This is a genomic window from Hanstruepera sp. CR43 (genome assembly GCF_055227665.1).
In genome coordinates, this window is the sequence record NZ_CP200078.1 from 644,103 (window position 1) to 667,768 (window position 23,666).

Sequence of the window (23,666 nt, forward strand, 5' to 3'; positions counted from 1 at the left end):
TCTATAAGGTTGTGTTTAGTGAAACAGTTTTATTTAAATCTACTTTTGGTGTAATTGATTCCAGATATGTGGAGCTTACAGCTTTTTTGTTCTCTACAAAGGGCCTAACTTGAAACAACCATATTTTATCGTCCTTAAACCCTAGTTCCATATCAAAAGGGCCATTAATACCTTTTTCATTCATTTTACTATTGAGTTCTTTGCTTAAGGCATTTAACTGGGAAATATGTTTAGACTTCAGTATTGGCTCATGAAATGTTGTCGCCATATTAACTGTCCCTCCTTGATTTGGTAAAGCCTTGTAGAACGGTTCTCTTGACGGTGCAATCAAAGTGTGTTGGCCGTTATTTTTAATGGACCACGTTTCAGCTGCCTGACCATCTACCGCACCACCTACACCACGGCTAAAAGCCGTAGTAATTTCATCAGTATTTCCTGTTGTCACACCTTTGGTTATCATAACCCCAGAACAATCGTTATTGACTCCAGGAATAACCACTATGGATGGATAAACATTCTCTGGGTTTGTTAAATATTTTTGTCGCCATTTGAAACTACGCTCGGTATATGGTGAAGCCCAAACTTCTTTTATACCATCCAATATTCTCTGTTTTTCCAAAACATTGAACAAGGTTAAATTTAGTCCGGCTCCAGTGAAACTTTTCAGGTCTTCCATATTGGTGTCACTTCTCAAAAACACAGCTTGTTCCCCAAAAGGTTTGTTTAAGATATTTTTAAAGGAATTTTCGATATCTGCCATAAAACTATCCTTTAAAGGCATTTGCAGAATGAGATCTCGCAATTTTGCCAATTCAGTTAGTTGATACGCTTCAATATCCTTTTCCGATTTATTCTCTTGGGCCATTTGTCTGGCCGTATTGAAAATACTGTTTAAATATTCCCAATAGGTACTATCTGAATTAGGAATAGACTGCTTCATATGGTCTAAAAAGATACCGAACGGAATAACAAAACCATCAACAACATGATCCGGAAAATTTTGTTTTAATTCACCAAGATTAGCCGCCTTTGGGCCACAAAAAATACCCGACGATTGTGCATTGACTTCAGTGAGACTCATAGTTGTTGTTTTGTCCAGACGGATTTTTTCAATGGGCACCGTAATCATATCGTGTGTGACCTCCTTTTTTGTGAACAAGGCTTTTTCTTCTTCGGTCATATCTTTTTCCAACTTCATAATCACCGTACCTTTGTTGGACACAGCGTAAAATATGTTTTGTCCATTAAAGGCTTTCATACTTTGCAAATTCTCACTTGACACAGCTGCATTTGGTATTCCGAGATTTCTTGCCAATAACTGAACGTGCGAAACCAAATTTCCTTCAGAAACGGTTAGAATTCCAGAAATGGGCTTTAAGTCTGATGATGGTCTGTCAAACACGTAAATATTTTTTTGGTCAACTTCCAAACCTTCACTAGACCCCTCGACAACCACAAGTTTCCCAAGTGCATATCCTGGATTTAGACCATGAACATGGCTTTGGTTTGGTATATCCAAAACACGATTATTGAGTGAGGATTCATCAACAATAAGATTCCCCAATTGGCCAATGGCATTCCCTAAATAAAGGGCAACAGAACCGCGAATCCTATCATCCAAAAACCCATGTGTCAGTGGTTCAAAATTTCCATACACATTTACAACATTTTCAAAAACCGCACTGTTTTTACCCGTTCCCCATTCCAATTGATCTCGGGCAGCTATCAAAATCCTGTTGAGTTCATTTAAGGTCAATTCTGACGTGTTGGATTTTGTCAATTGCCCCTGTAATTTATCCCATTCCCATATTTCGGTGTATCCAGAACTGGCTGACGCTGTACTTAAATGACACACTTTATCAAGCAGTTGGTCTAAATTTTCCACGTCAAATTCATTGATTTCATTAATTATCAACGCTTCCAATTTCAAGGATATGTCCAGTAAGGCCAAACGTCCTTGCGCACTTGATTCGGACAAAATATTCTCACGAATGTACCACATAGTCTCAGATGTTGCACCCAACCTCTCCTTTACCGTCTCATCTTTATAGCCATTTATATAATTATTTAAATAATCAGCTATTTCCTTGTTACTGATTTCATTGGTTAACGTTTCCAACGATGACAATTTAACAGGAGAAAAAAAACGCTCCATAGTAACCACAAGTTCATCCAGTTTTTTATTCAAATCACTTGTCAGTGATGCTTGGTGCTGTTGCTTAAACTGTTTAACACGTTCGATATCGGCTTTTTCAGGTTGACCGTGAATTTTAATACGGGTTTTCATGAAAGCATCTTCGTTATCGGCAATATATTTTGATTGGCTTCGCATAAGTTGCGCCACATTATCATCTCCAGAATGAGGGATATCCTTCACAGCCTGACGCAACAAATAAAAATGTTTTAAGAGGTTGTCATCGTTCTTTAATACCCAATTAAAAAAATCCTTTCCCCAAGCTTGTTCATCTTCCGCTTGAATGGCACCTCTATAAAAACGGCCGCGTCTATTTATCCAACCATCATCCACAGACTCTAAATACTTCCCGAGCATGTACTGTTTTATTCTGGAATGGTAATTTGTTTTATCCCAAAACTCCTCAAAATCGGTCGATGCCAAAATTTGTCCTAAAAATACGTGGCTTTTGGTTCCCAATTCCACAACTTCATCCCTATACCTTGCATGCTGTACACCTCCATCTTCACAGGGCTCCTTGGGCATGTTAATAGTGCCATCGTCACAAAACCACCTAATATCCTTGTAAGGACCCCTAACATCTTTTTTATAATTTGCAATTAACGATTTTACATAATCATAATCCACTTCGTATGTAGGAACCTCTTGAGCGTGAACAAAAACGAAACAGAGGAAAATAAATGATAAGCTTAACAGGAATCTGTCCATAGTTTACAATAATTTGGTTAGTTACTGTATAAAGTTAAACAATAAAATAAAATTTACTGCTTATCCTTTGTGATTATCTTTTCAATATTAAACAGACACCTACACGAAAATTGACTTGATCAATTTATATGATAACTTATAAAAATATTTAAATTTTAAGATTTATTCTTCTCCTCTATCCACTTGCTCATATACTTGGTGCTTTGTAGGGTTTGGTGTTGGAGTATTTGCCCAATTGTATTTTGCAACCTATGGTTTATTAAATTTTCTTGCAATTCTTGTAATCGTGCTATAAATTCTTTTTGATGGGTTTTCTTATTAAATCGCGAGTTTACAACCGTATAGCCGTTTTCTTGTTTAGTCTTCCAAAGTGACTCATCGGTATAAAGTTTTATCGCTTCTTCAGTAAATTTGGTCGGGTCGTCTGCAGTAAATCCATTAGGCACTAAATTACCAAACATCCCTTCAGCTGCAATGGCACTCATGGCACATGGTGTACCATTTTTCATAGCATCAATGAGTTTCCCTTTTAATCCTGCACCAAATTGCAAGGGAGCCAAACACACTTTAGCTTGTTGCATGACTTGATTAACATCATCAGCAAATCCCTTGATGATAAAACCTTCTTTTTTATTATGCAATTGGGTTACTTTTTGTGAGGCATAAGCACCATAAACATGTAACTCGGCTTTTGGCAATTGTTTTTTAATCAATGGCCAAATAGTCTGTTTAAGATACAAAACCGCCTGGTAATTGGGCTCGTGTAAAAAGTTACCAATGGTTATAAAATGTTGACGTGATTCAAAACTTGGCAGTTCTGCAGTATGATCCTCTTCTAACCTATCTTCCATAAATGGCAAATAAGCCAAAAACGATTTATCAACCTGTAAATCATGAACTAACAAATCCATTTCAAACTCCGAAATAATCAAACTTAAATCACACCTATAAATACTCGCCAATTCACGCTTAAAGGTATCATTCATTAAATAGGTTATGTCAAAGGTTTTTTGATCTTTAAAGGCTAACTGTCTCCCTTTACGAAGTCCGTGTAAATCTTCAGTATCTAAAATTCGCAAAGCATTAGGACAATTTTCAGCCACACGCCAGCCAAATTGTTCTTCCATTATAAAACGGTCAAACAATACAACATGGGGTTGGAATGCCGCTACAAAATGGTCAAAAGAACTGGAATTAACTTCGATCGAAACGGAATCAATTCCCAATTCTTTCAATTCAAAGGCATTGTCCATTTTTTCACATGGACTGGCAAATGTAATTTGATATTTTAGATACTGAAATGTTTCAATGAGCTGCATCATACGCCAGCCAGCAGCAGAACTTTTAGGTTCTGGCCAAACGTAGCCTATGATCAGTAATTTAGGCATGGATTATTCTGGCTTGGCTTCTAATCCGTATTTAACCCTGACAGCTTGAGCCCAATTAATAACCGATTGAATTTGTGCATCCGTTAATTTAGCTTCTGTATGAGTCCAGGTATAGGATTCCAAAGGCATTTCTTTTTCTTCAACCATTTCAATCAATTCTTCCAGTTTATGGTCTTTCTTCTTTGTAGAATAATCTCCCCAAACTGACACATTAAAATGCTTGGTGCCATGTTCTACATGGTCTGCCAACCAATAATTGACTGGTGTAATGTTATTATACCAAGGATATCTTGTTGCATTACTATGGCAATCATAACAACTTTCCTTTAAAATGGCCGCAACATCCTGTGGCGGATTGGTATCGCTCAAAAAAGCATCGATGGCCAAATCGCCATCATTCTTTTCAGGGCCAAAAAATTGTGCTATTACAAATAGGACTAACAGTATGATTAAGAGTTTCTTGATTATTTTCATTTTATGTAATTTTAGATTTTTAAAAATAGAAAATATTCGTGACTACCGAACAACTTTACGAAGAATTAAATTATGTAAACCATTCACGCGAAAAACGCTTGCATTATGCCAATTTGGTTATTGAAAATCCCGACCTGATTTCCAAGTTGTTAGACATACTTTTTATGGTCGATGATAAGGTCTCTTGCAGAGCGGCTTGGGTCTTCGAATTTATGTGTGGCGAAAATTTAGAAGCTTCCATACCATTTTTAGATAGGTTTACTGAACATATGCACAAGGTTTATTTAGATCCCGCAGTTCGACCAGTAGCGAAAGTTTGTGAATATTTGGTAAAAGCGTATTATTCGAAAACCGATAACAAAATTAAGACCGCTTTAAATCCTGTTCACAAGGAACGCATTATAGAAGCGTGTTTTGATTATATGATTAACGATGAAAAAATAGCTCCCAAAGCCTATGCCATGAATACACTCTATTTACTCGGACAGGACTACGATTGGATTCACCCCGAATTAGCTTTGATTTTAGAACGCGATTACCAGATGCAAAGCTCCGGATTTAAAGCTCGTGCTCGCCAAATACTCAAAAAAATCAAAAACTAATTTACCAACTTAATATTTGTTGTAATTCTTCATTGGAGACAGCTAGTAGCTTACTCACTATTAATCGAGATGTCAAGGTTTTCCAGTCATTATTTTGTTTGAAAATTGATTTTAAAATAGGTTCAGCCTTATCAAACTGTTTATTGTTTAGCAAGTTTATCGCATACCAATATTGCATTTCCAAATTTTCAGGAAATAGTTTTTGGGCCTTTAAATAAAGTTTTTCAGCTTCAACGGAATTCCCTTTTTCCATAGCCAAATCGCCTTTATTCATAAAATCATAGGCCTTATGAATTTGTATCAAACGTTCCAGCTCCTGAGTAGGGTTTTCATGATCTTCTACTCGTAAATCCATGACCGTATCTTCCCATGAATTTCCTGTTGATGTTCCTTTAACAATTAAAATAGCTGCAGACTGTTTTCCTCTGATATCACCGCGCTCATTTTCGGCCGCTTTCATAGCTGCTAACATACGCTCACTTAAACTCCCTGTTGCTTCTTCAAAAGCTGCGGCCATGGCATCCCAAACCGTATTATTCAACATCATATTGGCCTGAACCGAAAAGTTTTTTCCTTTTCGATGTCCTGCTTCAGCAATGCATAAATTTCCGGTATGTGCAGCAACCTGCCCTTTTGAATTTAAAAAAGCGACTTGCCTATACATTTGACCCGAATCATTTGCCAACAAAACATTCAAAGCCTGCTGCGGATCTAATCCTTGGGACATCAATGCTAATCCTTTAGGCCCATAGCTGGGATTAACCAAAGATTGCGTGGCCACAACACCAACACCTGCTTCTCCATAAATGACTATGCCACCAACATTGAACCAATGCGATTGGACAGCCACACCCATATCACCAGTAACAGAATCACGAGCCACAATGGAATACGTGTGTGTAAAAGGTTCGGACTTTTTAAATGATTGAGAAAAACTTAAGGCAGGTAGAAATACCAAAAACAGTAAAAAATATTTTTTCATGGCTTTATGTTTAAGTACCTAAATATAGTCAAATAATTAGGTGTTTACTCAAAATCTTCATGCTTTTAACTTCACTCTTACACCGAAAAAAACTATCTTTGCAACTTCAAAAAACACAAATAAATCATGTCTATATCATCTTTGAATGCCATTTCTCCTATTGATGGTCGTTATAGAAATAAAGTTGAAAAATTAGCACCTTATTTTTCAGAAGAAGCCCTTATTAAATATCGCGTTCAAGTTGAAATAGAATATTTTATTGCTTTGTGTGAAATTCCGTTGCCACAGCTGGCGGATTTCAATTCGAATCTATTTGAAGATTTACGCACCATTTATAAAAATTTCACGGCTATTGATGCTTCAGCTATCAAGGACATTGAAAAGGTGACAAACCATGATGTCAAAGCCGTAGAATATTTTATTAAGGAAAAGTTTGATGCTTTAAACATCTCCAAATACAAAGAATTTATCCATTTTGGACTAACCTCTCAAGACATCAATAATACGGCCATACCGTTAAGTATTAAAGATGCCATGAATGATGTTTATGTTCCTGAATATGCATTGGTATTGGAAAAACTCCAATCGCTTTCTGAAGAATGGTCCAAAGTATCCATGCTTGCAAGAACCCATGGTCAACCAGCTTCGCCAACACGATTAGGTAAAGAAATAGCCGTTTTTACTACACGCCTAAAAGAACAGTTCAATTTATTGAATGATATTCCAAGTGCTGCTAAATTTGGTGGAGCTACTGGAAACTACAATGCACATAAAGTTGCTTATCCTGAAGTGGATTGGAAAACTTTTGGAGCTGATTTTGTACAAGGTAAATTAGGCCTATACCATTCCTTTCCAACAACCCAAATTGAACATTACGACCATATGGCTGCTTTGTTTGATTGTTTGAAACGTATAAATACCATCATCATCGATTTGAATCGTGACATTTGGACCTATGTCTCCATGGATTACTTTAAACAAAAAATTAAGGCTGGTGAAGTGGGCAGTTCAGCTATGCCACATAAAGTGAATCCCATAGATTTTGAAAATAGCGAAGGAAATCTGGGTATTGCCAATGCGCTGTTTGAGCATTTATCAGCCAAACTCCCTATTTCTCGCTTACAACGTGACCTCACTGACAGTACGGTGCTTCGAAATGTTGGTGTGCCTTTTGGACATACATTAATAGGTTTTAAATCAACTTTAAAGGGATTAAACAAATTATTGCTGAACGAAGACAAGTTTGCTGAAGATCTTGAAAATAATTGGGCGGTGGTTGCTGAAGCCATTCAAACCATTTTGAGACGAGAAGGCTACCCTAACCCTTATGAGGCTTTAAAAGGATTGACCAGAACCAACGACAAAATCAATAAAATGGCCATTTCAAATTTTATTGATACATTAGAAGTATCAAATCAAATAAAAACAGAACTAAAGGCTATTTCACCAAGTAATTACACTGGTATTTAGCATTTTGTTATGCTAACCGACAAACAATCCATAATACTCTGCCTAGCAGTCACGATCCTTTTTGTAGTATCTGGTATTTTCGGCATACTGGAAAATTTCGCCATTATTGGTTTACTATTGTTTGGCCTGATAATGATACTACTCAATATTATTTGGGTTCATTTGAAAGACGACCAAGACAAACAATCATAAAAAAAGTGACCTACCGGTCACTTTTTTAATTAACATATTAAACTAATTGTTTATTTAAAAAAATCAGTAATGCCGTTTAATTGCGATTCATCAAAATCAGCTTTTTGAAGGGCATCAACCAAAGTTGCCATATTCTCGGGACGCATATCATCTCCCAAAACACGTACTATCCCAAAGCCCATATCGGGTGAATTAACAAATACCACAACCTCATCGGCCGAATCGTCATCTCCAATATACTTGATATCAAACTTCATGGCTTTATCACTAAACTCCATTAAGTCAATATATTTTTCATCCTTTAAAATGGCTTTCACCTTTGTTAGTTCCGCATTATAGACACCTTCATTGTTATCATTTTTCTTGTAACCTAAAAAGTTTAATCGCTTTAATGATTTAAAGGCCTTTTTTTGGCTTTCTGTAAGCGAATCTTCCTGTAAAGTCACTAAAGATGTTGGTATATCTGCAGTAATAAAATCAGCAGACTCTTGATTGTCCACAAAATACGTTTGTAATGATGGCCCATTGTTACAGCTTACCAGCATGGATAATGCTAGTAAACCGAACAATATTGTTTTGATTGATGTTTTCATCTATCTTAATTTTAAATGAAATTACTTTTTCTTGTTTTCTAAATGCTCACCACCTTGGATGTTCATTTTTTGAGTCAATTTTGAAATTTGGTTCAAATCAATATCACCAGTAAGTGATACGACAACTGTTTCAAACTCACGTTTTTTACCATTCATTTCAATGTTGGCATCTTTGGTAATGGCGCTCAAACCATCAACAAACATTAGGAATTCACTAACGTGGTCAGAATCACGACCTTCTTTTACATAAAAAGTCATGTTGACACCATCATCCTTCACAACCATTAATTCTTCCAAAGAATTCTTACGTGAATTCACCCAGCTGGTTACATCTGTTGAAATAGATTTGTTATCGGTAGTAATTACTTTAAAACTGGTAATACTGTTTACCATTTTAATGTACTCTTGTGCTTCAGGATCATCCGTATTGATATCCATTTTCGCTAACATTTGAAACATTTTTGGTTTAATAGACACGTAGGTTACATCCGGATTTTCAGCGTATTTGGCAAAAATATCCTGTGCCATAGATGTTAATGGTAATAACATAATTGCCATTAATAGGGTTACTGTATACTTTTTCATTGTTTTTGTTTTAGAGTTTATTTGAGTTTTCATTGTTTTTCTATTAGGTAATTGAATTTTTTTCTTTTTTTGATGTTTGAATTATTGTTTTACGAAGCGTTTCACAACACGTGAATCATCATATTTGATTTGAATGAGATAGACTCCAGCTTGTAAATCGGAAACATTTAAAGTGTTATTTTCTGCATTTATGATATGATTCTGTATTTCTTTTCCTTGAGCGTTTAAAACCGTTATATTGACATCATTTTCTATTTCAGATGGTAAGTCAATTGTTACCATATCCTGTGATGGATTAGGATAGATTTTTAAATCTTTAAAAATCATACTGTCTTCCGTTAAAATATTTGCTGAAGATTCTTTCATTTGAACTTGATCACCTATCAAATCAAAATTTAATTGATTCAGATCAATATTTCCCGTTAATGACACAACAACTGTTTCAATGTTGCGCTTTTTGGTATCGTTATTCGTTTGAGTACCATCCATGTGTTTACTGATACCATTCACAAAAATTAAAAGTTCTTCAACATGATCAGCTTCCTTACCATCTTTGACAAAAAACTTAACAACAGTACCTTCATCTCTAACCTCCATTAACTCTTCTAAACTTTTAGATTTGGAATTTACCCAATTAGCAATATCCGATGAAACCGCTTGTTTTCCAGTAACAATAGCTTTTAAACTAGTTATACTATTGACCATTTCTGTAAAATTTTGAGCTTCTGGACTATTTGTCTCAACATCTACTTTGGCTAAAATTTGAAACATTTTAGGTTTGATATCAATGTAGGTAACATCCGGATTTCCGTCGTACTTGGCAAATATATCTTGTGCCATGGAAGTCAATGGTATCATGACCATGACCATGAGTGTGAATATTAATTTATTTTTCATTTTGTTTTGTTCTAGTGTTATTTAAAAATTTTCTTTGTGGTATTGTGCATTTCATCCAGATAGCCAACTTTAGACATTCCTGATTCCATACTATTTAAGTAGTTTACTTTACCAACACCTTTGTTAAAATTTGCAGAAATTAACTCCAATGCCTTGGTTACTTCATTATAAGCCATTTCTGGATCATCGTAAGTACCTAAATCATCTGGAGTTCCAAATGGGTTTGCAAAATAAACACTGATTAAAAGAACGGCCACTGCAGCTACAGAAATCCACTTGTAGTTGAATACTCTTTTAGTTTTTAATGGAATGTTTTTGGTGAACTGTTCTTTTTCATTTACCAAAAAATACGTAAACATGGGTTTATACATTTCTAAATGTGGCGCTACAGTTTCTTGAGAAAAATAGCTTTTTAACTGTTGCTCTTCTTTTAGGCTTGTTTCACCGTTTTCGTACTTTTCAAGTAACTTTTCAATATTATTTAATACCATAACTATGCGTATTAGTTAATTTTTCTCTTATTGTTTTTCTGGCTCGTGATAATGCCACGCGTACAGCCGTATTATTCATATCCAACATTTTAGCTATCTCATCATAATCATACTGCTCAATATCCCGCAACTGGATAACCATTTTTTGTTGTTCTGGTAGGTCCTCAATAATCTTTCCTACCCAATCCAAACTATCATTTAACTCAACTTGTTTTTGTACAGAAACACTGTGATCTTGATAATTGCTATGTACAATTTTTAAGTTTTGAGCCTGTTTGGACTTTAACTTATCCAAGCAAAAATTCTTTGTCATGGTCATCGAAAATGCTTCCACATTTTTATACTCTTCAATTTTTGCTTTGTTGTTCCACAACTTCAACAATATTTCTTGAGTGGCATCTTCAGCCTCCTCTCTGGACACCAGTAATCGTTTAGCTAAACGAAATACCTTATCCTTAAAAGGCATGACTATATTTAAAAATTCACTCTGTGTCATAAGTTGTGGTTGGTTAAAATTACCCTTTTTGTGGGTATTTATCATTACGACGAACAACTATTAATTTTGTTACAAATAATTTTTATTATGCCATAAAGTAATTACTTTTAAGGTGAAAAAGAATACCATATAGCTATGAAAAAATCAATTTTTAAATTATCTCTAATTGTTATTTCCTTATTGTTTATAGGGTGTTTCGAAGATATTGATGACAATCCAGCATCAGTTGAAGATTTAAATGATTTTGTTTGGCGCGGATTAAACTTTTATTACCTCTATAAAGATAATGTTGACGATTTATCGAATAATCGTTTTAATAGTGAGGGTGAATACAAAGATTTTTTAAATAGTTACAGTTCACCCGAAAACTTATTCTACAATTTACTTTACCAACCTGCAACAATTGACCGATTTAGCTGGATTACCAATGATTATATAGCTTTGGAGGCCTTTTTAAATGGCACCACGCAAAACAATGGAATGGATTTTGGCCTCGTGGAGCGGCAAACTGGTGCCTCGGATGTTTTTGGGTATGTCGGGTACGTGTTACCAAACACGAATGCCGCCAATCAAGGGGTACAACGTGGTGATATTTTTTATGCCATTAATGGTACGCCTCTGAACCTTGATAATTATCAAAGCTTGTTGAGTAGCAATACTTATACTATTAATTTAGGAACTTATGATGATAATGGTACTCCAGAGCCTAGTGATGATAGTATAACACCAAACGGACAAAGTATCACACTTACCAAGTCACCTTATACCGAAAACCCTATTTTTAAAAGAGATGTTTTTAATGTGGCTGGTAGAAATGTTGGTTATTTGGTTTATAATGGATTTACTCGGGATTTTGATTCTCAATTAAATGATACTTTTGGATATTTTTTAGGCAACGATGTTCAGGATTTGGTTTTGGATTTGCGCTATAATCCAGGTGGTTCTGTCAATACAGCCATTTTATTATCCAGTATGATTGCAGGTAGAAATGGTGAAGTATTTAATACAGAAGAATGGAACAGTGATATTCAAGCACAATTGTCACCTGAATCAACAACAAACAGATTCACCAATAATGATGACGGGACTCCTTTAAATATTCTCAACCTCAATCGTGTTTATATTTTAACAACCAAGCGTTCAGCATCAGCCAGTGAATTGGTGATTAATTGTTTAAGGCCATACCTAGATGTTGTACAAATTGGAACTTCAACAACTGGAAAATATCAAGCTTCTATCACGCTCTATGATTCTCCAGATTTTAGGAGAAGCGGTGCCAATCCTTCTCATTTATATGCCATGCAGCCTTTGGTACTCAAGTCGGTGAATGTTGCTGGAGTTACTGATTATTTCAATGGTTTGGATCCTGATATTTTGGTCTCTGAAAATTACGCCAATATGGGTGTATTGGGAGACGAAAACGAATTGTTACTATCAGTTGCCTTACAGCATATTGAGGACAACAGCCGCATTGCTAGTCAAACTTTTGAGCCCTTAAAAATTATTGGCAGTAAAAGTGATTTCACACCATTACAAGACAATATGTATGTAGAAAAATAAAAAATCTGGTCATGGCGATTCGCTCAATGACCAGATTTTTTCCATTATAAACTTAAATTAAATCCGATATTTACGTTACGTCCCCTAGTTGAATATCCGTACAATTCCTGATATTCTTCATTTAGTATGTTGTTTACATTGGCAAATAGTTTCAGCCTACCATCCAAAATTGTATGACTCGCATAAAAATCTAACAGGCTATAGCTTTCTAAAGTCACATCTTCTGTTGAAAACGTCATATTATTGAAATAACCTTCACGTCTCTCATCTGTATACTGATAAGCTAAACTTAAGAATGTATCTTTAAAAAGATTATAGTCTAATCGGGCGTTTCCTTTAAGTTCAGGAATTCTCAAATTCAAATGGTCTTCAACTTGAGTATAGGTAACATTGGCATTTAACCGTAATGTTTTTGTAATGTTATAGTTAGCAACGAATTCCAAACCGCACGTAGTAAAATCTTCATTTACATTGTCATATTGATACACGAAATTTCCCTTATCAACAAAGTCAATAAAATTACTTTCATTTCTAATAAAATATACAAAACTAAACGTTGCTTTATCCTTAATTCCAGCTTCAATACCAAGTTCAATCGTTTCGTTTTCTTCAGGTTTTAAATCGGCATTTCCGTAAGCGGGTTCATATAATTGATACAATGAAGGTGTAATATAAGCCGTGCTATAACTAGCCATTCCTTTTAAGTAACCAAAATTGAATTTTTTCTTAAAAGACGGGTTTAAACTGTAAACTAAATGACTTCCATATTCACTGTGATTATTTAAACGAACCCCAGCATTTACATTCAAACCAAATTCAGAAATATAAACCACATTAACATAAGGGTCAAGGATACTAAATGTTGCTGTTTCTGGATCAATACTTTGCTCTAAATTGTTCGATCCAAATGGAATTAGATAGCTTTCCATGTCGTTTTCCTGAAAATTCACACCCAAAATTGTGTAGAATTTGTTGTTAAAATGATATCTATTAAACATATCTGCAACCAAACTGGTTGCAGTATATTCCGCTGGATAACCAGAAGCCACAACGCGTTCAACATCATTATAAGCAGCATTTAAAGTAATGCTCCCTTTTTTGTAGCTAAACTCTGGGGCAATCCCGACACGATACTGCTTACTTGTTGAAGAATTGTCTGCATCTGTAAAAGTTGAAGCGTCATCAAAGTCCGCTTTGAACTTATCAAAACTGGCATAAGCATGCAATTTAAATTGATTTGAAAATTGGTAACCCAATTTCAGATTACCATTGATGGCATTATAGGCATCAGATTCCGTTCCCGTTTCCAAAGCCGATAAACCATTAGTAAACTGATTACCAAAGCTTGCTAAATAATTAAAGTTGCCAAGAGTTCCATTTACTGAAATACTATTTCTAAAATCCTCTACAGCATAATCACTGTCATTTTGGGATTGGTTAGTTCCAAATACACTTTTAAAATCAGCCGAAATGGCACTTTTTGAAGCTTCTTTCAACTTAATGCTGATAACTGCTGTTGCTGCTCCAGAACCATACAAAGTACTCGACGCACCTTTTAATATCTCAATACTTTCTACTTGGTCTGGATTCAGTAAACGTAAATCATAATCATTGGCTATTTGAGAAGGATCTGTCAACGCAACACCATCAATTAATATCAAAACTTGCCTATTCCTCCCTCCTCGGATGTAATAATTTAAATTTTGTCCAGCATTACTTTTAGTTCCATTAATTTCAATTCCAGCTGTTGTATTGATAATTTCAGCTATGGTTTTTCCTTGTAGGTGCTGAAGATCTTCTTGTGTTATTTTGGTAATCACTTTACCAGAATTTTCACGCTTAAGATTAAATTTTGAGTCGGTAATCACGACTTCATTTAATTGTTCTACTCGTGTAGAATCCTTTTGCTGCTGTGCAAATCCAAAAATTGATGTAGCACAAAGCACACCAAAAAACAGTGTTTTTTTGTTCATTTTAAAATTAATTGTTCGAGAAAGTATGGTAATGCATACTCAAACTTTTATCCCGAAAGTTCGACTTGTTTTTTTGAATTTGGCAGGTCTCCTGACTTGCGTCTTTGTATTGGTCTTCCCATTACGGCATAGCGTAACAGTGACATTTGAAGTGTAACACAAAGCTTGGTAGCTTACAGTTGCGGGAACAGTTCAAGAATTGTAGAATTACGATTGGCGAATTACGATTGTAATAATCATAAATCTGAAATCTAAACTCGTAAATCAACGCACTTGATTCCCTTTTAATCGAGATTGAAAACAAACTCAAACCAAAATTCGGTGCGAATGTAAACATTCTAATATATGTTTTAGCTATAAAATGAAATAATATTATTTTTGAATGAAATTAGAGATATTTTGAAAAAACTGTTTAGTTTACTGATCCTCATGGTTCTTTTTAATTGTAAAGAAGACAAAGGCATAACTCGAGAATTACCCCCTTTTAGCAATACCTCTGAAAATGCTAGAGGTTTTGACATTCAGACTAATGAGAACTATACCATATTGAGTATCAAAAACCCTTGGCCAAAAGCGGATAAGACGTTTAGGTATGCTTTAATTCCAAGAGAAAACCTAGCGACTATAACTCTAAACAAAGATGAATTTGACGGTATTATTTCAATACCTGTAGAAAAAATAGTTGTGACTTCCACAACGCATATCCCAGCATTAGAACTATTGAACGTTGAACAAGCCTTGGTAGGTTTTCCTGGTGTCGACTATATATCCTCTAAAAAAACGCGTGCTTTGATAGATTCTGGAAACATCAGAGAACTAGGGAAAAACGATGGTATCAATACCGAAGTTCTACTAGAGCTACAGCCAGAAGTCGTTGTTGGTTTTGGCATTGATGGTAATAATAAAACTTTTGAAACTATTAAAAAATCTGGAATACCCATCCTATACAATGGTGATTGGGTAGAAGAAACTCCTTTAGCCAAAGCAGAATGGATTAAATTTTTTGGAGTATTATTCAATAAACCCCAAAAAGCTGATTCTATTTACAATACCATTAAAAAAGGTTATATTGATGCTAAACAATTGGCTTCAAAAGTTAAAAAATCCCCAACAGTTTTAAGCGGTGCCTTACATAAAGACGTTTGGTATTTACCAAGTGGCACCAGTCCGGAAGCGCAACTGCTAAAAGACGCCAATGTCAATTACCTTTGGCAGGATGTTTCCGGTGAAGGGAGTTTAGCCTTAAATTTTGAAGCTGTATTTAATAAAGCAAAACAAGCTGATATATGGTTAAGTCCTTCTTATTACAATTCATTGGAAGCCCTTAAAGATGCTAATGAACATTATACTGAATTCAATGCGTTTAAGAATACGCATGTTTATTCATTTGTAAACACGACAGGCCCAACTGGTGGTGTTACCTATTATGAAGAAGGTACTGCTAGACCTGATTTGGTTTTAAAAGACATCATAAAAGTTTGCCACCCAGAATTATTACCTGAATACGAAACCCACTTTTTTAAACCGCTACAATAATTGCCTAATCACAATACATACAAATTTCCATTTACGATTTTAGTGGTAACACTATTTATATGCTTTTTAGGTAACATTAGCCTGGGTTCAGTATCAATTCCACTGTCATCAGTTTTCAAAAGTTTATTTGCTTCTATAGATAATGAATCGTGGCATTACATTATTCACAATTATAGACTACCAAAAGCATTTACTGCGCTTCTGGTAGGTTCTGGTCTAGGCGTTTCAGGATTATTGATGCAAACCCTTTTTAGAAATCCGTTAGCAGGCCCTTTTGTTTTAGGTATCAGCTCTGGTGCAAGTTTAGGTGTTGCCATTGTGATTCTGGGTGCTGGCATTTTTGGAGGAAGTTTTGCCATACTTTTGGTTTCAAAATGGAGTGTGGTCATAGCTGCGAGTTTGGGTAGTTTTTTGGTGTTACTGTCCGTCATGGCAGTTTCGTTAAAAGTAAGAGACACTATGGCAATTCTGATCATTGGATTGATGTTTGGTAGTATCACAGCGGCTGTAGTGAGTGTATTATCCTATTTTAGTTCAGCTGAACAATTACAACAATACATTTTTTGGGGCTTTGGAAGTCTTGGAAATCTTTCCTGGAATGAGTTGTCCATTTTCTTTAGCATTTATCTAGTTGGACTATTAATGAGTATTTTGTCCATTAAGGCTTTGAACACGCTTTTACTAGGTGAAAATTATGCCAAAAGCCTTGGTTTAAACATAAACCAAAGTCGCATTATAATTATCATTGCTACAAGTTTATTGGCAGGAACCATAACCGCGTTTGCCGGACCCATTGCATTTATTGGATTGGCTATCCCTCATATGGTTCGGCAAATTTTCACAACCGCTAACCATAAAATTTTGTTACCTGCTGTTTTTTTATTTGGAGCTATAGTCATGCTTATATGTGATAGCATTTCCCAATTACCAATGAGTGACTACACACTACCTATTAATGCCATAACATCATTAATTGGTGCTCCGGTTGTTATATGGTTATTAGTCCGAAAACGTAAAATGTTGTTTTAATGAATCATAAGAAAAATCAAAATAACATCCTTAAAACCGAAAATCTTACAATCGGTTATGCTTCAAAAAAGCATCAAATTGTTGTTGCATCCCATATTGATTTGGAATTACGTCAAGGTGAGTTGGTTGGTTTGGTTGGTGCCAATGGCATAGGTAAATCCACCTTATTAAGAACACTTACAAAAGTACAGGAGCCACTTAATGGTTCCATTTTTATTAATAACAAATCGCTTGCCCAAATTAGTCCTTTAGAACTTTCTAAAATTTTAAGCTTGGTATTGACCGAACCACCAGCTTCTAAAAATCTAACCGTTTTGGAACTGGTGGCTTTGGGAAGGCAACCCTATACCAATTGGATTGGTAGTCTTGCTTCTGAAGATATTTCAATAATTGAAAATGCCCTTATTCAAACCAATATCCAACAACTAAAAAACAAAAAGTGTTTTGAATTAAGCGATGGACAATTACAAAAAGCCATGATTTCTAGGGCACTAGCACAAGATACCAACATCATTGTACTTGATGAGCCTACAACACATTTGGATATGTATCATAAGGCTTACATATTAAAACTCTTAAAGACATTGGCCAAAGAAACCAATAAAACTATTTTATTTTCTTCTCATGAAATAGAATTAGCCATTCAGTTATGTGACAGAATGATTGTTATGACAGATTCCGAAGTAATTTCAGATGATCCCTGTAATTTGATATCTCGTGGGATTTTCAATAAACTGTTTCCAGAGGATATGATTGCTTTTGATGATAAAACAGGCAGTTTTCGCGTAAATAAATAATTTTTAATCCTGAATTTAATTCACTAAATTTAGTGTCTTCGTTATCAAGCCTTTAAACTACATTTTGAATTAAGTATCTACTACTATTAACCATTAATTCAAATGTCATGAAAAACAAATCCGCACTCATTGTTCTTTTGTCCATCGCTATTTGCGGTCTCCTCTTGATTAACTTCAATAAAAAAAATCAAACTTATCCGACTGAAAAAGTAGGCTTAAATTTCATTAAATGTACCCCTGCTAAATTTCTTTTGACTGATGTTGACACCACAAAGCAAATTTCTCCCCTATTTGAAAATTTAGGAAATCATACGTATCAAGTGAGTACTGACAATGAACTTGCCCAGCGTTTCTTTAACCAAGGTTTACGATTAACCTATGCCTTTAATCATGCTGAAGCCCACCGATCTTTTATGGAAGCAGCTCGATTAGATCCAAAACTGGCTATGGCATTTTGGGGACAAGCCTATACATTGGGACCTAACATCAATGACCCGTTACCCGATGATGAACGAAAAAACAAATACAATGAAGCCATTGCCAAAGCTATTCAATTGGCACCAATGGCCTCTAAAAAAGAACAAGCTTTAATTCATGCTTTGTCCCATAGATATTCGACTGAATTAGATAAAGACGTTTCTGAATTGAACCAAAACTATATGGTAGAAATGGAAAAAGTGATGAAGCAATTTTCAGATGATTCCGATATTTTGACACTGTATGCTGCCTCTGTAATGAATACAGTGCCATGGAATTATTGGGACAACGATGGCAATCCTTCACCCAATATTCCAGAGGCCAAACTAGCTTTGGAGAAGGCTATCGAGATAAATCCCAATAGTCCAGGAGCCCATCATTATTATATCCATATGGTAGAACTTCCAAAACCAGATTTGGCCGTTCCCAGTGCTGAAAAACTAGGTACTCTTATGCCTGCAGCGGGTCATTTGGTACACATGCCGTCGCATATTTATATTCGGGTTGGTCGCTATAAAGACGCTGTTTTAGCCAATCAACAAGCTATTCTGGCCGATGAAGACTATATATCGCAATGCTATTCACAAGGCATGTATCCGTTGGGATACTATCCACATAATATTCATTTCTTATGGTCAGCTTCGAGTTTATTGGGCAATAGTGAAATAGCTATTGATGCGGCAAAAAAAACAGCCGAAAAGGTGCCAGTGGGTGAAATGGAGGAACTACATTTTTTACAAAATTTTGCAGCAACACCTTTATTGGCTTACACCAGATTTGGAAAATGGAACGATGTTTTAACCTACCCCAAACCAAATGACAGTATCAAACATTTAAAACTGATATGGCACTATTCACGTGGTATCGCTTTTACTCGAAAGAATAATGCCAAAGAAGCCAAAGAAGAATTAGAAGCCATCGATCAACTTGTCAAAGATCCTAGCATGGAAAGTATTGTCGCTACAGGATTTGATAACGGAACCACGATTGCAAAATTGGCTTATGAAGTGGTTGCTGGGGAAATTGCTTCTCTAGAAGGTCATTTAGAATTGGCCATAGAGCATCTAGAAAAAGCTGTTGAAATGGAAGACAACCTGGTCTATAATGAACCATCTGCATGGCATATTCCACCTAGACAAAATTTAGGGGCCATTCTTTTGAAAGCAAAAAAATATGGTGAAGCAGAATCCATTTATTTAGAAGATTTAAAAAAATTAAGACAGAATGGTTGGTCATTAATGGGATTGTATGAGAGTCTGATTGCCCAAAATAAGGAAGACGAAGCTGCTGCCATTATGCAGGAATTCAATAAAGCATGGGCTGATGCGGATATTGATATAAAAACATCAGCGCTCTAAAAATTATTTATTTTATACAACTACATTTCTTTTTATCCTCAAGGTAAAAATTTATCTTTGAGTAAACTTGCATTGTAAATGAACGACAACATTATTCTTATCCTTGCTATTTTAATTTCTGGTGGTATTGGGGCTTTTATTGGCCTAACGATTGCCAAACTTAAAAGTCAAGGGAAAAACAGTACTCTAGAAGAACGTCAAAACCAACTATCCAATACTATTGTTGAGCTAAAAGACAATTTGCATAAAATTGAAATGGAGCGTGAGGACATTCGCAAGGAGAAAGAATTCCTTAATTCCGAACTGATCCGTAAGAATACGGAGTTTGAAAATTTACAACAACAAAACCTGAAACGCGACGAAGAATTAGCAAAACAGCAAGAGCAATTACGTAAGGATTTTGAGTTGATGGCCAGTAAGATTCTAGAGGAAAAAAGCGAAAAGTTCACACTTCAGAATAAAGAAAATATCAAACAAATATTAAATCCTTTACAGGAAAAAATTCAAACCTTTGAAAAGAAAGTTGAGGACTCCCAAAAAGAAAGCATTAGTATGCATTCTGCTTTAAAAGAGCAGTTACTGGGACTTAAAGATCTCAACCAGCAAATGACCAAAGAAGCCAACAACCTCACCAAAGCCCTTAAGGGTGATAGTAAAATGCAAGGTAATTGGGGTGAATTGGTTTTAGAGCGTGTTCTGGAAAAATCAGGATTGGAAAAAGACCGCGAATATTTTGTACAACAAAGTTTTAATCGCGAAGATGGTTCTCGTGTCATGCCAGATGTAGTCTTGCATTTGCCGGATGGCAAACGTATGATCATTGACAGCAAAGTATCTCTAACTGATTATGAACGTTATGCCAATGCTGAAGACGAGGAAAAAGCGCAACACTTAAAAGCGCATGTTAACTCTATTAATAAACACGTCAGTCAGCTATCAGATAAAAAGTATGAGGATTTGTATGATATGGAATCTCCAGATTTTGTGCTCATGTTCATTCCTATCGAACCTGCTTTTGCCATTGCTTTAAATGAAGACAATACACTTTATAACAAAGCCTTTGAAAAGAACATTGTTATTGTAACGCCTTCTACCCTTTTGGCCACGTTACGTACGGTTGACACCATGTGGAGTAATGAAAAACAACAACGAAATGCCCTTGAAATCGCCAAACAAGCTGGTGCTCTATATGATAAATTTGAAGGGTTAGTTAGTGATTTAACGGGTGTCGGTAAAAAAATTGATGCTGCTAAAAGTGATTATTCGGCTGCCATGAATAAACTAGTTGAAGGCAAGGGCAACATTATTAGTCGCGTAGAGAAATTGAAAAAAATGGGAGCCAAAGCCAAAAAGGCGCTCCCAGAACCTATATTAAAACGTGCAGATATTGATGAGGAAGATGAATAATACATTACGATTATGAAAAAATTCTTATTAAAATTCTTGGGCATATTGTTAGTCCTTTTTGTGGCCTATTTATGCTTCTTATACTTTGCTACATATAGCGATGGTGTCCGAGCAGGCCGCTTGGTAAAGTTTAGTCACAAAGGTGTTATTGTCAAAACCTGGGAAGGTGAAATTAGTCAAGGTGTTTCCGATGCTCAAGTTTTTATTTTTTCAGTAGAGAGTAGTGAAAAACAAGTCATTGACGACCTAACCCGTCTACAAGGTAAATTTGTTAAACTACATTATTTTGAACGTTTTGGTAAATTATTTTGGCTTGGTGACACTAAATATTTTGTTACCAAAGTTGAAGAAGACAATTCCATTAACCAGTATCTAAATGATTAACCAATATAAAACAGTTGATGCATCTCGCATATCCATTTCCGAACTCATGCAACCCTCTCATTCAAATTTTGGCGGGAAAATTCATGGAGGTTACATCCTAAATCTGATGGATCAAATTGCATTTGCCTGTGCATCCAAACATTCTGAAACTTACTGCGTAACAGCATCGGTAGATACCGTAGATTTCCTTCAACCCATTGAAATTGGCGAATTAGTGACGATGAAAGCATCTGTTAACTATGTTGGAAAAACCTCTATGGTCGTTGGTATTCGTGTAGAATCAGAAGATATTAGAACCGGAAAAGTGAAGCATTGCAATTCGTCTTATTTTACAATGGTTGCTAAAGACGATTCAGGAAATCCTATTCCAGTGCCTGGTTTGATTTTAAATGACAAAACTGAAGTGAAACGCTTTTTAAAAGCCATAAAGCGTAAAGAAACTAAAAAACACCGTCAAGAGGAATTCAACAGTGAAACATTTTCTTTAGAAAATTATATTGAAGACCTTAAACAGTACCAAGTTAAAATTGACTTACCTGAAAACAGATAAAGTTTTATTCCTTTATAAAAGAATAATTTAATTTATTCCATAAATATGGAATATTTTTGATTATTCCATAAAAATGGCATATATTTGAATATCGTGCTTTAAAATGATATTATTAATTATCATATAAATAAATGATACTTAAAACTATCACAAAACAGATTGATATGACAAGCGTAATAACGGGAGATATAATAAACTCTACCGAACATAAGGATCCAAATGTTTGGCTAAACCCTTTGAGAAATGCTCTTGAACAAATAGCTGACGATACTAAAAATTGGGAAATATTTAGAGGAGATAGCTTTCAAATTGAGGTCAATGATGTTTATAAATGCTTTATAAATGCAGTTTATATAAAAGCCTGTATAAAAATGGTAAAAGGATTGGACGTTCGAGTGGCTATAGGTTTGGGGACAAAGACATATGAAGGAAAAACCATAACAGAATCCAACGGAAGTGCCTTTCAGGAATCTGGAAACCTGTTAGAGCATTTAAAACAGGTGAAAACCAATTTAAAACTAAAAGGAACTGGAAATATTCAACTTGATAGTGAGTTAAACTTATATTTGAAACTAATCAGTATCCTTATGGATAATTGGACAGTAAATTCGGCAGAAATAGTTAAATTGTATTTAGAAAATCAGAATAAAATTCAAAAAGAATTGGCAAAACTAATTGGCATAAGTCAAGATGCCGTAAGCAAGCGTATGAAGCGCGCTTATCTTGATGAGATATTAGAAGTCAATCAAATGCTTAAACAAAAAATGGCACAAATACATGCTTCTAATAACTAAACTCATATTAGCCCATTTAATTGGCGATTTTTTACTTCAACCAAGAAAATGGGTAAAGGAAAAAGAGAAAAAAAAATTAAAGTCTTCCAAACTTTACATACACGCTGCCATACACCTTGTATTATTGTTCCTAATTGTTTGGGATCTTACACTATGGCCCCTAATTATAACCATTGGGTTGCTGCATTTAATCATTGATGGTGTGAAACTGTATTTTCAGAATAAGAACACCAAAAGGAACTGGTTTTTTATAGATCAAATATTACATATAGCCAGCATTATCATAGTCTATATAGTGTTTACCAATCAAACCATTTCTTTTGAGAATATATCTATCGAAAATGCCCTTTTATTGGTTACCTGCTTACTGTTTTTAACACAACCCGTTTCCATTATTATGAAAGCCATTTTCAGCAAATGGAATATTGAAAAACTAACTAAAGGTAACGAGTCGTTAAAGGATGCTGGTAAATACATAGGTATTCTGGAACGTATTTTGGTGTTTATTTTTATTGTTTGTAACCATTGGGAGGCCGTTGGGTTTTTGATTACTGCAAAATCGGTTTTCAGGTTTGGAGATTTGAAAGAAAGTAAACACCGAAAGCTTACCGAATATATCTTAATTGGTACACTGATAAGCTTTGGAATAGCCATTCTTACTGGAATACTATTCACTATTTTAGTATAAAAAAGCCATCTATTTTTGATGGCTTTTTTACATATATATTG

22 protein-coding genes and 1 riboswitch are annotated in these 23,666 nt (G+C 35.1%); of the genes, 12 read left to right on the top strand and 10 right to left on the bottom strand.

The window, feature by feature from the left end; genetic code table 11:
- Position 1: 1 nt before the first annotated feature.
- The 3 genes from ACKXGU_RS02715 to ACKXGU_RS02725 all read right to left on the bottom strand — a co-directional run bounded on the left by ACKXGU_RS02715 (position 2) and on the right by ACKXGU_RS02725 (position 4,764).
- The gene (locus ACKXGU_RS02715) at positions 2-2,902 is read right to left on the bottom strand and encodes a PEP/pyruvate-binding domain-containing protein (RefSeq protein ID WP_463466540.1); all 2,901 of its coding nucleotides are present in this window, start codon (positions 2,900-2,902) and stop codon (positions 2-4) included.
- Positions 2,903-3,057: 155 nt separating this feature from the next.
- Positions 3,058-4,290 (bottom strand): glycosyltransferase, encoded by a 1,233-nt coding sequence (locus ACKXGU_RS02720; protein WP_463466541.1) that lies wholly within the window; start codon positions 4,288-4,290, stop codon positions 3,058-3,060.
- Between the two features lie 3 nt (positions 4,291-4,293).
- Positions 4,294-4,764, bottom strand: a complete 471-nt coding sequence (locus ACKXGU_RS02725) for a heme-binding domain-containing protein (protein WP_463466542.1) — start codon at positions 4,762-4,764, stop codon at positions 4,294-4,296.
- A gap of 38 nt (positions 4,765-4,802) precedes the next feature.
- Here ACKXGU_RS02725 and ACKXGU_RS02730 point away from each other — a divergent pair, with 38 nt between their 5' ends.
- Positions 4,803-5,366, top strand: coding sequence for an adenylosuccinate lyase (locus ACKXGU_RS02730; RefSeq protein ID WP_463466543.1), 564 nt, complete (start codon positions 4,803-4,805; stop codon positions 5,364-5,366).
- Between the two features lies 1 nt (position 5,367).
- Here the strand turns inward: ACKXGU_RS02730 and ACKXGU_RS02735 are convergent, their stop codons facing one another.
- Positions 5,368-6,348: a DUF1028 domain-containing protein gene (locus tag ACKXGU_RS02735; protein WP_463466544.1), complete on the bottom strand. Its 981-nt coding sequence runs from the start codon at positions 6,346-6,348 to the stop codon at positions 5,368-5,370.
- A gap of 126 nt (positions 6,349-6,474) precedes the next feature.
- Between ACKXGU_RS02735 and purB the strand changes: the two genes are divergently transcribed.
- Entirely contained in the window at positions 6,475-7,818 is a 1,344-nt protein-coding gene (gene purB / locus ACKXGU_RS02740; RefSeq protein ID WP_463466545.1) for an adenylosuccinate lyase, read from the top strand.
- A gap of 242 nt (positions 7,819-8,060) precedes the next feature.
- Here the strand turns inward: purB and ACKXGU_RS02745 are convergent, their stop codons facing one another.
- From ACKXGU_RS02745 to ACKXGU_RS02765, 5 genes are all read right to left on the bottom strand, one after another.
- Complete coding sequence (locus ACKXGU_RS02745; RefSeq protein ID WP_463466546.1) at positions 8,061-8,603, bottom strand: DUF4252 domain-containing protein; 543 nt, start codon at positions 8,601-8,603, stop codon at positions 8,061-8,063.
- Positions 8,604-8,624: 21 nt separating this feature from the next.
- The gene (locus tag ACKXGU_RS02750; RefSeq protein ID WP_463466547.1) at positions 8,625-9,188 is read right to left on the bottom strand and encodes a DUF4252 domain-containing protein; all 564 of its coding nucleotides are present in this window, start codon (positions 9,186-9,188) and stop codon (positions 8,625-8,627) included.
- An 81-nt stretch (positions 9,189-9,269) separates the two neighbouring features.
- Positions 9,270-10,085 carry a DUF4252 domain-containing protein gene (locus ACKXGU_RS02755; protein ID WP_463466548.1) on the bottom strand — a complete coding sequence of 272 codons (816 nt, stop codon included), beginning with the start codon at positions 10,083-10,085 and terminating at the stop codon, positions 9,270-9,272.
- Between the two features lie 17 nt (positions 10,086-10,102).
- Entirely contained in the window at positions 10,103-10,576 is a 474-nt protein-coding gene (locus tag ACKXGU_RS02760) for a hypothetical protein (protein ID WP_463466549.1), read from the bottom strand.
- Positions 10,563-11,072 carry an RNA polymerase sigma factor gene (locus ACKXGU_RS02765; protein ID WP_463466550.1) on the bottom strand — a complete coding sequence of 170 codons (510 nt, stop codon included), beginning with the start codon at positions 11,070-11,072 and terminating at the stop codon, positions 10,563-10,565. The genes ACKXGU_RS02760 and ACKXGU_RS02765 overlap by 14 nt, the downstream gene beginning before the upstream one ends.
- Before the next feature lie 135 nt (positions 11,073-11,207).
- Here ACKXGU_RS02765 and ACKXGU_RS02770 point away from each other — a divergent pair, with 135 nt between their 5' ends.
- Positions 11,208-12,632: a S41 family peptidase gene (locus tag ACKXGU_RS02770; RefSeq protein WP_463466551.1), complete on the top strand. Its 1,425-nt coding sequence runs from the start codon at positions 11,208-11,210 to the stop codon at positions 12,630-12,632.
- 44 nt (positions 12,633-12,676) lie between these two features.
- Here ACKXGU_RS02770 and ACKXGU_RS02775 read toward each other — a convergent pair whose 3' ends face one another.
- Complete coding sequence (locus ACKXGU_RS02775; RefSeq protein WP_463466552.1) at positions 12,677-14,605, bottom strand: TonB-dependent receptor plug domain-containing protein; 1,929 nt, start codon at positions 14,603-14,605, stop codon at positions 12,677-12,679.
- Between the two features lie 64 nt (positions 14,606-14,669).
- Positions 14,670-14,936: riboswitch (cobalamin riboswitch) on the bottom strand.
- 68 nt (positions 14,937-15,004) lie between these two features.
- Here ACKXGU_RS02775 and ACKXGU_RS02780 point away from each other — a divergent pair.
- The 9 genes from ACKXGU_RS02780 to ACKXGU_RS02820 all read left to right on the top strand — a co-directional run bounded on the left by ACKXGU_RS02780 (position 15,005) and on the right by ACKXGU_RS02820 (position 23,625).
- Positions 15,005-16,141 carry an ABC transporter substrate-binding protein gene (locus ACKXGU_RS02780; RefSeq protein ID WP_463466553.1) on the top strand — a complete coding sequence of 379 codons (1,137 nt, stop codon included), beginning with the start codon at positions 15,005-15,007 and terminating at the stop codon, positions 16,139-16,141.
- Positions 16,142-17,170: a FecCD family ABC transporter permease gene (locus ACKXGU_RS02785; RefSeq protein WP_463466554.1), complete on the top strand. Its 1,029-nt coding sequence runs from the start codon at positions 16,142-16,144 to the stop codon at positions 17,168-17,170.
- Entirely contained in the window at positions 17,170-17,967 is a 798-nt protein-coding gene (locus ACKXGU_RS02790) for an ABC transporter ATP-binding protein (protein WP_463466555.1), read from the top strand. Before ACKXGU_RS02785 ends, ACKXGU_RS02790 begins: the two co-directional genes overlap by 1 nt.
- A gap of 107 nt (positions 17,968-18,074) precedes the next feature.
- A complete protein-coding gene (locus tag ACKXGU_RS02795; RefSeq protein WP_463466556.1) occupies positions 18,075-19,802 on the top strand; it encodes a tetratricopeptide repeat protein in 1,728 nt (575 codons plus the stop codon).
- Positions 19,803-19,880: 78 nt separating this feature from the next.
- Positions 19,881-21,209 (top strand): DNA recombination protein RmuC, encoded by a 1,329-nt coding sequence (locus ACKXGU_RS02800; RefSeq protein WP_463466557.1) that lies wholly within the window; start codon positions 19,881-19,883, stop codon positions 21,207-21,209.
- 12 nt (positions 21,210-21,221) lie between these two features.
- Positions 21,222-21,593 (top strand): 6-phosphogluconate dehydrogenase, encoded by a 372-nt coding sequence (locus ACKXGU_RS02805; RefSeq protein WP_463466558.1) that lies wholly within the window; start codon positions 21,222-21,224, stop codon positions 21,591-21,593.
- Positions 21,586-22,143 carry an acyl-CoA thioesterase gene (locus ACKXGU_RS02810; protein WP_463466559.1) on the top strand — a complete coding sequence of 186 codons (558 nt, stop codon included), beginning with the start codon at positions 21,586-21,588 and terminating at the stop codon, positions 22,141-22,143. Before ACKXGU_RS02805 ends, ACKXGU_RS02810 begins: the two co-directional genes overlap by 8 nt.
- A gap of 164 nt (positions 22,144-22,307) precedes the next feature.
- Positions 22,308-22,937 (top strand): SatD family protein, encoded by a 630-nt coding sequence (locus ACKXGU_RS02815; RefSeq protein WP_463466560.1) that lies wholly within the window; start codon positions 22,308-22,310, stop codon positions 22,935-22,937.
- The gene (locus tag ACKXGU_RS02820; protein WP_463466561.1) at positions 22,921-23,625 is read left to right on the top strand and encodes a DUF3307 domain-containing protein; all 705 of its coding nucleotides are present in this window, start codon (positions 22,921-22,923) and stop codon (positions 23,623-23,625) included. The genes ACKXGU_RS02815 and ACKXGU_RS02820 overlap by 17 nt, the downstream gene beginning before the upstream one ends.
- The last annotated feature ends 41 nt before the right edge of the window (positions 23,626-23,666 follow it).